Below are 3941 nucleotides of genomic sequence, written 5' to 3' on the forward strand. Positions count from 1 at the left end.
TTATAAATCTGACCAAGAAAACAGCACAGAATTTCTGTGTGTATCTCACCAAACACCAAGAACGAATTGTTAATTACCAGGCTCTCCAGTCCAAGAAAATCTGTTCAATTGGCTCTGGGGCTGTAGAATCAGCCATCAAGCAAATTGGTCGGCGGATTAAAATTTCTGGAGCACAATGGAATGAGCGAAATGTGCCACAGGTTTTGGCGCATCGAGTAGCTTATTTGAATGGAATGATTGGGGTTAATCTAAAAACCGCAGCTTAAATTATCGTAAGTATAAATACTCATCGCAAAAGTGTTATGCTCCCATTGGATCGTAGCAATTTTATTCTCAATAAGCTAAGACAATTGAGAATATACTCTCGATCGCCATAAAGAGGCTAAATCGCTAGAAAGCTTGATATGACAGAATTGTAGATCTTATTATTTTTTAGGCGATCGAACTAGCGGAATGTGGGTTAAATCATGCTGACTATCAATATAGTTCGATCGCCTAGTTTAGACTCGCTCGTTATTCAGCTCGATCGCTAATATTCAGATCGATAATTTAATAAATCTAACCTCCAACTTTACTTCCTAACCGCTGCTGAATTTGGCTCCAAAAACTCGCAGCCACCTCTTCAATTTCTGCCGCCAATATTACAGATCCAAACTATTGGCTCAAAAGCTCGACAAACTTGCCATGCTCGAACCTTCTCGGTAACGTCCGTTCGGAATCAAGTGCTAACTCCATCACCCGATCCAAATGAATTCCCCAATTGTTACCAGCACTAGGAGCGCAGCCAACCTCTGCCTCAAACTTAGCCATCTTTTGACTGGTAAGTTCGCAACATCATTTACACACTTCAATGAGTCGTCCACCTGATTGACGGACAAAAGTTTTTTAAGACCAGCGATGTGTGTGGGCGATAAACTCGATTCGGTAGGTTTTTTGCAGATATTGTGAATGAGAAGCTTTAACAGGGTCGGGGTCAATATTAGTAGTAAAAGAGATATCGGAAAATAAATCCCAGCCATTAATCATCGCTCGTTTAACCCAACTCCAGCCAATTTTCAAATAACTAGAACCACGAAACCAGTGAGGGTCAACAAGACGACGTTGACCAGCGATCACAACTTGAACACCAGTGGCAGTCAAAAATAAAGTAGTCATCGCCATTACCAAACACAGCCGAGATAAGGCTGGAGCAGAGCGCAGCTTAGAGTTTTCTAAATCAAAGCCGGACGATTTATCATCCTTAAAATTCTCCTCAATCGTAAACCGCAAACCATATTCCCGAAAGGTTTGAAGGGTAGTCGGTTTAGTGCTGAGAATATACCATTTTTCGCCAGATGTTTCTTCCCAACCGATGGCGATGTGGACATCGGTGAGAGAATTATGTTTATGAATTTGAACATTGTGAATCAGTTGAGCCGAGCCGAGTGTCAACGGAAATTGATTGACTTGCAGCCAACCATGACGGGGATGACGCAGCAAAAAATTGCCCTTAATAAGCGAGCTTTTCGGGGGAAGCTTCCCCCGAAAACGTCGCGCCCGAATTCGACACTGCCAATCCAATTGTCTGACATAACGGACTAGTTGAGCATCGGCAAATCCTCTGTCTGCCAGCAGTACGATCTTCGGCTGACTGGGTAGCAGTTTGGCTACTCGTTTGAGTAAGTCTTGATAAGTATCTAATTTGACGCTGCTACTTTTGTGCTTAATTACTCTCCAGCCGACTGGAATTGCTCTACCCAGATGTACCACGCAGATCCGAATTAAACAATATTCATCACTGGTCGGGTCACCCGCCCAGTCCACAACATACTGGTATCAAACGTCAGATATATTTCTGGGTCGCTCCAGTTAGCAAATACTGCTTTGACGATTGGGCTATACAATTTGGCTGGATTAATTCGTGGATTGTTCACCCATCGCGATAGTCGCTTCTGAGTGCTTTGGGCAATTTTTGCTTTGGTCTGGATATGATCTATCCATTTGGTCAGATTCACGCTGCCTTCGCCAATTAAGCCCACGATCATCCAACACATCACTCCTAAATGTCTAATGTCTGCCCATTCACTATATTGACTCCCAAACTTAATTAATTGATGATGAAGACGAGAGGATGTTTCGATCATTTCGAGCTGTGCTGCTTTTTTGGATAAAAACAGGTTAACAGTTTTCCCTCTCTTTTCTCTCCAAACCTATTCCTCATCAGCTTTTCCTTGAATTCTTACGGACTTTTGTCCGTCTATCAGGTTTGTCTGATAAGTGGACACTACAGGATGGGGAAAATAACAGACTATCGATCGATCTTAACAATCTGAATTATACATTTGCTAATCCTGGTCAGGATGCAGGAAAATCAACTAAAATCAGTCAAAAACTTGGCATCATGGAATTAACGGAAATCATCGCTGAACTAGAGAACTATACCGGAGCATTTCCTCGACTAGCTCTAGAGCGAGCGATCGCAGAACAGGCAGCCATTACCCCGATATTATTAGCGACGGTATCAGAATGGAAATCTCAGCTTGAGGAGTTGTTAGAACGCCCTAACTATTTTCTGCATATTTATGCCATGTATTTGCTGGCACAATTTAAGGAACCCCAAGCTTATTTGCCGATCGTCGAGTTTTTCTCGGTGCCTGGAGAGATGGCAATGGACGTTACTGGAGATCTAGCAACAGAGGATTTAGGCAGAATTCTTGCTAGTGTTTGTGACGGCAATATCGAACCGATCCAGCAACTAATCGAAAATCGGCAAATAAATGAATATGTGAGAAGTTCTGCGCTCCGTTCGTTAATTATTTTGGTTATTCAAGGAACGATCGATCGAGAAGTTGTAATTAGATATTTTGAGGAACTCTTTTCAACCCGACTCGAACGAGAATATTCCTTTGTTTGGACTAAATTAGTGACAGAGAGTGCTGCTCTAGCTCCGTCCCAACTTAAACAACAGATCGATCGAGCTTTTGATGCAGATTTGGTGGAGGAGTTCTTTTTCGATCGGGAAGATGTCGATGATTATATTAACCTCGGTCAAGAGGCATCATTGAATGAACTGCGCGATCGCAAGCATTATGGTTTGATTCAAGATACAATTTCGGAGATGGAATGGTGGAATTGTTTTGAAAACAAAAAACTGAAAGAGTCAACGAACAACCCTTTTGGCATAGGAGATTTAAATCTATCCCCTCAGAAAATAGCAATGTCAACCAAAAAGAAAACTCAGGGGAAGATGCAAAAAGAAGCACGTCGAAAAAATCGATCGAAGAAAAAATAGTTAAGTAGCAGCAACCACCACATATAGAATTGCCCGTCTGTCTCGATCTGACTCGTTGTTAGCAATGCAGCGTAGTAGCATATCTTCATCTTTCGAGGGCAACATACGATCGCACTCAATCCTCAACTTGCTTAAAATCTCTATAGATGCTTATGAATGACCAAAAAATTAAATTCCCAGAGCAACTAAACGAAGCAGAGCGATTAGAGTTTTTAAATTATTTATTACAAATTCTAAAAAATAATAGCTCCCAATCTGAAGCTTGTGCGTCGTCTAATGACGAGCGAGACAGCCATGCAGTCGATGATAAATTGGATTATAATTGTAGACTATTTCCACTACTTTCAGAAATTGATTTAACCTCTCCAAACAACAATCTTAAATTGGCAAAGCAATTACAAACTATTTTCGATGATGGAGTCGATCGACTTCAGAAGATTATCGATAAATATGTAACCTCGCCAGAGTTAGAAACTAGGTTAAATAAACTATTCAATAGTATAGGAATCAAAATAACTAAAGTTATTACAGTAGATCGCCCCCAATTAAAAGATCGAGTTCATCAACCGCCTAACCTTGAAAATAGATTATTTGAAAACAGCAAATATCAGATATTGCCAGCGGCATTGCCCATGAAAACTAGTACTCTATGCCAACTTAGAGATGATTT

General features: G+C 41.0%; 5 protein-coding genes and 1 pseudogene. 3 read left to right on the forward strand and 3 right to left on the reverse strand.

All coding sequences use genetic code 11. The annotated features are described in order from the left end of the window. Positions 1 to 266, forward strand: a pseudogene (locus ACEW9J_RS10810) (ISKra4 family transposase); the annotation flags it as partial. 388 nt (positions 267 to 654) lie between these two features. Here ACEW9J_RS10810 and ACEW9J_RS10815 read toward each other — a convergent pair. From ACEW9J_RS10815 to ACEW9J_RS10825, 3 genes are all read right to left on the reverse strand, one after another. Next, a complete protein-coding gene (locus tag ACEW9J_RS10815) occupies positions 655 to 810 on the reverse strand; it encodes a hypothetical protein (protein WP_373545128.1) in 156 nt (51 codons plus the stop codon). Positions 811 to 885: 75 nt separating this feature from the next. Then, complete coding sequence (locus ACEW9J_RS10820; RefSeq protein WP_373545129.1) at positions 886 to 1803, reverse strand: transposase; 918 nt, start codon at positions 1801 to 1803, stop codon at positions 886 to 888. Then, complete coding sequence (locus ACEW9J_RS10825) at positions 1761 to 2123, reverse strand: hypothetical protein (RefSeq protein WP_373545130.1); 363 nt, start codon at positions 2121 to 2123, stop codon at positions 1761 to 1763. Before ACEW9J_RS10825 ends, ACEW9J_RS10820 begins: the two co-directional genes overlap by 43 nt. Before the next feature lie 122 nt (positions 2124 to 2245). Here ACEW9J_RS10825 and ACEW9J_RS10830 point away from each other — a divergent pair, with 122 nt between their 5' ends. Then, positions 2246 to 3271, forward strand: a complete 1026-nt coding sequence (locus ACEW9J_RS10830; protein ID WP_373545131.1) for a DUF1186 domain-containing protein — start codon at positions 2246 to 2248, stop codon at positions 3269 to 3271. A gap of 152 nt (positions 3272 to 3423) precedes the next feature. After that, the coding region (locus tag ACEW9J_RS10835; protein ID WP_373545132.1) for a hypothetical protein at positions 3424 to 3941 on the forward strand (518 nt) is incomplete at its 3' end.

Origin of the sequence: Chamaesiphon sp. (assembly GCF_041737865.1) — a bacterium.
Classification (GTDB): domain Bacteria; phylum Cyanobacteriota; class Cyanobacteriia; order Cyanobacteriales; family Chamaesiphonaceae; genus Chamaesiphon.

Coding starts and splice junctions, on each gene's coding strand:
- ACEW9J_RS10815 (WP_373545128.1), bottom strand. CDS start 810: ATGGCTAAGTTTGAGGCAGAGGTTGGCTGCGCTCCTAGTGCTGGTAAC.
- ACEW9J_RS10825 (WP_373545130.1), bottom strand. CDS start 2,123: ATGATCGAAACATCCTCTCGTCTTCATCATCAATTAATTAAGTTTGGG.